The sequence below is a fragment of the Bradyrhizobium sp. YR681 genome (assembly GCF_000282615.1).
Taxonomy (GTDB): Bacteria; Pseudomonadota; Alphaproteobacteria; order Rhizobiales; family Xanthobacteraceae; genus Bradyrhizobium.
Genome location: NZ_AKIY01000310.1, coordinates 1 through 5132 on the forward strand (window position 1 = coordinate 1; position 5132 = coordinate 5132).

Consider the following 5132-nt stretch of genomic DNA (forward strand, 5'->3'; position numbering starts at 1 on the left):
TGGCATGGCGGACAATGGGAGCCAGCCGGCTCCCGGCCTTCCCTGCGCCCTCTTTCATTGGAGGGTAAAGGCGACGAAGCAAAACTCGGGCGAAACGCGCCGCGAGGATGCGAAGCTGTGTCTGCGATTGGGATGTGAGTTGAAAGAGCGTTGCCATCACCACGTCATTGCGAGCGCAGCGAAGCAATCCAGAGTCTTTCCGCGGTGGGATTCTGGATTGCTTCGCTACGCTCGCAATGACGACGTCGATACAGATGCGCGACAAACTCAGGTCTCGTGCCCCGGACGCTGCGCAGCACCAAGAGCGCGTTTACGCGCGTCTTCGACGCGCTATGGTGATGCGCTGCAGAGCCGGGGCCCATGTTGCAGCGCGCCGTGACCTGCTGGGTCCCGGCTCTGCGGAGCGTCACTGCGTGCCGCACCGCGTCCGGGACACGAGAGAGACGCCCACCTCCCTTCAGCATCCGCACAGTGACGAATCCGTGGACGGCGGTCACCTCCCCGTCACTTCTGCATGCCGATCGGGTCTTGTAACAAAACCGTCACACAGCAAAACTAAACGATTGCCGGGGGCCGCGGGTTGCGGCCATGCCGCCTCACCGCTAGGAGACCTTGATGCGCCGTTCACTGGTGTTGCTGTCAGCCGGGCTGACCGTGCTGTCCACCGGACTTGCCTCCGCCCAGAACAATATCCCCCGCAACCTGATCCTGTTCATTCCGGATGGTCTGCGCGCGCTGAAAGTCACGCCTGAAACGGCCCCCGCGATGGCCGAAATCCGCGACAAGGGCGTCAACTTCAAGAACCCTCACTCGCTGTTCCCGACCTTCACCATGGCCAACGGCTCGGCGATGTCGACCGGCCATTATCTCGGCGACACCGGCGTGTTCTCCAACACGATCTGGACCAACTACACCTCGGTGCCCGCCGGCGACACCGTGGTCCCCTTCATCGAGAACGACGCCGTGCTCGGCGACATCGACGAGCATTTCAAGGGCGACTATCTCAACGAAGAGACCATCTTGAAGCTGGCCCGCGACAAGGGGCTCAGCACCGCGGCGATCGGCAAGGTCGGCCCGACCTACCAGTTCGACCACACCGACAAGCCCGAAAAGCCCGGCCTGCATTCGGTCGTGTTCGACGATTCCACCGGCGGCAAGAACGGCGTGGCGCTGTCGGACGAGGTGAAGGCGGCGCTGACCAAGGCCGGCCTGCCCCTCGCCACCCCGCCGCGCGGCGACAATTCCAAGGCGGGCGACGCCAAGACGCCCGGCACCGTCGTCGCCAACGTCGCGCAGCAGGCCTATTTCGCCGACGTCGCCGCCAAGGTGGTGCTGCCGATGTTCAAGGCGCGCAACAAGCCGTTCGTGCTGGTGTTCTGGTCGCGCGACCCCGACGGCAGCCAGCACAACACCGGCGACAGCCTCAACCAGATCCTGCCCGGCATCAACGGGCCGACCTCGATGGCCGGCATCAAGAACGCCGACAACAATCTAGCCCAGCTCCGCAAGGCGCTCGACGAGCTCGGCCTCGCCGCCACCACCAACATCATGGTTCAGGCCGACCATGGCTTCTCGACCATCTCCAAGGAAAGCAAGACCAGCCCCTCGGCCAAGCTCAGCTATGACGACACGCCGAAGGATTTTCTGCCGATGGGCTTTTTGGCGATCGATCTCGCAAAGGCGCTCGACCTGCCGCTGTTCGACCCCAACGACAAGAACGCCAAGGTCGAAGGCAACAAGCATCCCAGGGCCGGCAACGGCGTGCTCGGCAAGGATCCGGAGAAGCCCGACCTCGTCGTCGCCACCAATGGCGGCTCGGACCTGATCTACCTGCCGAACAAGGACAAGAAGCTGGCGGCGAAGACGATCAAGGCGCTGCTCGAGCAGGACTACGTCTCCGGCCTGTTCGTCGAGGACTCGCTCGGCCGCTTCCCCGGCACGCTGCCGCTGTCGAGCATCAACCTGCGCGGCAAGTCGGCGACGCCGACGCCGTCGATCGTCGTCAACTTCCGCTCCTATGCCAGCGATTGCGGCGAGGCGCCGACCAATTGCTCGGTGCAGGTCGCCGACACCGTGCTGCGCCAGGGCCAGGGCATGCATGGCAGCTTCAGCCGCGGCGACACCATGAACTTCATGGCCGCCATCGGTCCGGACTTCAAAGCCGGCTATGTCAGCGAGATCCCGGTCAGCAATGCCGATGTCGGCATGACCGCCGCCCAGCTGCTCGGCCTGCGCGGGTCGCAGAATGGCGGCCTCGTCGGCCGCGTGATGTCGGAGGCGCTGCCCAACGGCATCGTGCCGAAGGCGTTCAAGAGCGTGGAGCGGTCGAAGAAGAAATCCGAGAACGGTCTGGAGACCGTGCTCAACGTGCAGCGCGTCGGCAGCCAGCGTTATTTCGACGCCGCCGGCTTCCCCGGCCGCACGCTCGGCCTCGAGCCGGAGACCGGCAAACAAAAAACGGCGGGGAAGTAACCCCGCCGTTCAAATGCGTCCTCGTGAGAGGCGCGTGAAGCTACATGCCGATGTCGAACACGTTCGGCAATTGGCCCGCCAGAGGCAGCGCGGTGGCGCCCAGGAAGGTCGCCACCATCGCCATCAGGCGGCGGTTGTTCTGGCGCTTGCCGCGCATCTGGCCGGCGATCCACTCCAGCATCTCGCTGTTGACCTTGGAGGCATAGGACGGCGCCCAGCTCTCGATCTCGGATTCCGCCGACAGCGCAACGCTGCGCGGCGGCACTTTCAGGCCCGAGGCGCTCGCGGCGTAATGGGCCACGGCCTTGGCCAGCAGATCGTCGAACCGGCCACCATCGGTGCGCTCGGTCGCGGCTTCGTTGATCTCGAACAGGGCTTCGGCCTCCGCGCGGCTGACCGGCTGGTCGTTGACGGCGGTGGAGGTGAGGATGCGCGTGCACCAGGCGGTGTCATCGGCATCGAGCGAGCGGGAGAAATGGACCCGGCCCTTGGTGGTCGGGCCTTCGCCCGTGATCACGCCGTCGCGCACGATGGTCAGTGCATGAGCCGAGGTATCGCGGCAGGACGGTTCGAGGGACGGCGATTCAACAGACTTAGGCGCAGCGGCGGACATAGTGCACTTCCAGATTTCTTCTGATCGACCAGCATTTCCATGCGGGCGTAAAGGGGTGGTTAATGATTCGATACGGGGATCGCGACTTTTCTCAATGGTTGCCGATTAGTCGCTATCAGGACCATTTCGGTTCCATCAAACGCAGGGCGAGCGTGATGCGGGTCATAAAAGGCTTTATCGCGGCAATCGAGCCCGTGCGGCCCCGGTAGAGATGTTTCGTCGCAGGCGTCCCCGTAACAAAAACGTGCTCGGAAATCAGCCCTTCGGAGGAAGAATTCACATTTTACTTGAAGCAGTTCAGTCGCCGTTCACTTGGGGTCGCCCAGCCCCTATACTAGGGGACATAGTGAGGCGCGAATTTCCAAGTAGATTCAAAGCGATGAGGTAGAACCATGACACTTCCGATCGGCGCCACCGCCCCCGACTTCGAAGCCGAGACCACCGAAGGGAAGATCAAGTTCCACGACTGGATCGGCAACAGCTGGGCGCTCCTGTTCTCGCACCCGAAGGACTTCACGCCGGTTTGCACGACCGAGCTCGGCGCGCTCGCCCGTCTGAAGCCGGAATTCGACAAGCGCGGCGTCAAGCTGATGGGTCTCTCGGTCGATCCGGTGGACCGTCATTCGAAATGGTCGGAGGACATCAGGGAGACGCAAGGCGCAGCGCCGAACTTCCCGATGATTGCCGATACCGACTACAACGTCTCCAAGCTCTACGGCATGCTGCCGGCTGCGATCTCGGGCGATCCGCTGGTCCGCACCGCCGCCGACAACCAGACTGTTCGGAACGTCTTCGTCATCGGGCCGGACAAGAAGATCAAGCTGGTGCTGGTCTATCCGATGACCACCGGCCGGAATTTTCAGGAGATCCTGCGCGTGATCGACTCGCTCCAGCTCACCGCCAAGCATCGCGTCGCCACCCCGGCCGACTGGTCGCAGGGCGAGGACGTCATCATCGCCGGCTCGGTTTCCAATGACGAAGCCAAGACGATCTACCCGCAGGGCTGGAAAGAGCCGAAGCCCTACATCCGGATCGTGCCGCAGCCGAAGTGACGTTTGGCGGTCGCGGACAGCGACCGCAAAAAGTCATCCCGGGATGGTCCGGAGGACCAGACCCGGGATCTCGAGATCCCGGGGCACGGTCCTTCGGACCGCCCCGGAATGACGGTGCGAGTTACGCCGCGTGCACGCGGTCGAGGAAGCCGTCGACTTCGGCCTTCAGATGCAGGCTCTCGCCGGACAGCGCCTGAGCCGAGGCAAACATCCGGCTCGAAGTCTCGCCGGTCTCGCTCGCGCCCTTGGCGGCGTGGCGGACGTTGACCGCGACGTCGGCAGTGCCGGAGGCCGCAGCGCGAACGCTGGCCGCGATGTTGTGGGTGGCGCTCCGCTGCAACTCGACCGCAGCCGAGATCGAGCCCGCGATGCCGCTGATGCGCTCGATGATCTGGCCGATCCCCTTGACGGCGGCAACCGATTCCTCGGTGGCAAGCTGCATGCTGGCGATCTGGGTCGAGATCTCCTCGGTGGCCTTGGCGGTCTGGCCGGCGAGCGTCTTGACCTCCTGAGCCACGACCGCAAACCCGCGTCCGGCATCGCCGGCGCGCGCGGCCTCGATGGTGGCATTCAGTGCAAGAAGATTGGTCTGCTCGGCAATCGAGGTGATCAGCTTGACGACGTCGCCGATGCGCGCACCCGCTTCGGAGAGCTGCGCGATGCGCTGGTCGGTCGCCTCGGCCTGCCGGACCGCTTCGGCGGAAATCTCGCTGGATTCCTGCACGCGGCGGGTGATCTCGGAGATCGACTGGGACAGCTCGTCGGAGGCCGAGGCCGCCGAGCGGACGTGCTCGGAGGCGTTTTCGGAGGCGCCGGCCGACTGCGCCGACAGGTCGGCGGTGGAGCGCGCGGTGTCGGTCAATTGCCGCGCCGCCCGTTCGAACTCGCCGGAGGAGCTCAGCACCTTGTCGAGAATGCCGCCGACGCTGCCGCGGAACTGCTCGACGAAATTGCGCAGCTCCGCCTTGCGCTGCTCGGCCGCGGCAGGCGTCGCC

The 5132-nt window shown here is 64.5% G+C and carries 4 protein-coding genes; 2 read left to right on the forward strand and 2 right to left on the reverse strand.

What is annotated here, in order from left to right; genetic code table 11:
• The first annotated feature begins 615 nt into the window (after nt 1–615).
• A complete protein-coding gene (locus PMI42_RS33705; RefSeq protein ID WP_008143488.1) occupies nt 616–2472 on the forward strand; it encodes an alkaline phosphatase family protein in 1857 nt (618 codons plus the stop codon).
• A gap of 40 nt (nt 2473–2512) precedes the next feature.
• On the opposite strand, the gene PMI42_RS33710 is transcribed toward PMI42_RS33705, so the two are convergent.
• Nucleotides 2513–3085, reverse strand: coding sequence for a hypothetical protein (locus PMI42_RS33710; RefSeq protein WP_008143489.1), 573 nt, complete (start codon nt 3083–3085; stop codon nt 2513–2515).
• Between the two features lie 392 nt (nt 3086–3477).
• On the opposite strand from PMI42_RS33710, the gene PMI42_RS33715 reads away from it, so the two are divergent.
• Nucleotides 3478–4137 carry a peroxiredoxin gene (locus PMI42_RS33715; protein ID WP_008143490.1) on the forward strand — a complete coding sequence of 220 codons (660 nt, stop codon included), beginning with the start codon at nt 3478–3480 and terminating at the stop codon, nt 4135–4137.
• A 121-nt stretch (nt 4138–4258) separates the two neighbouring features.
• Here the strand turns inward: PMI42_RS33715 and PMI42_RS33720 are convergent.
• The coding region (locus PMI42_RS33720; RefSeq protein WP_008143491.1) for a methyl-accepting chemotaxis protein at nt 4259–5132 on the reverse strand (874 nt) is incomplete at its 5' end.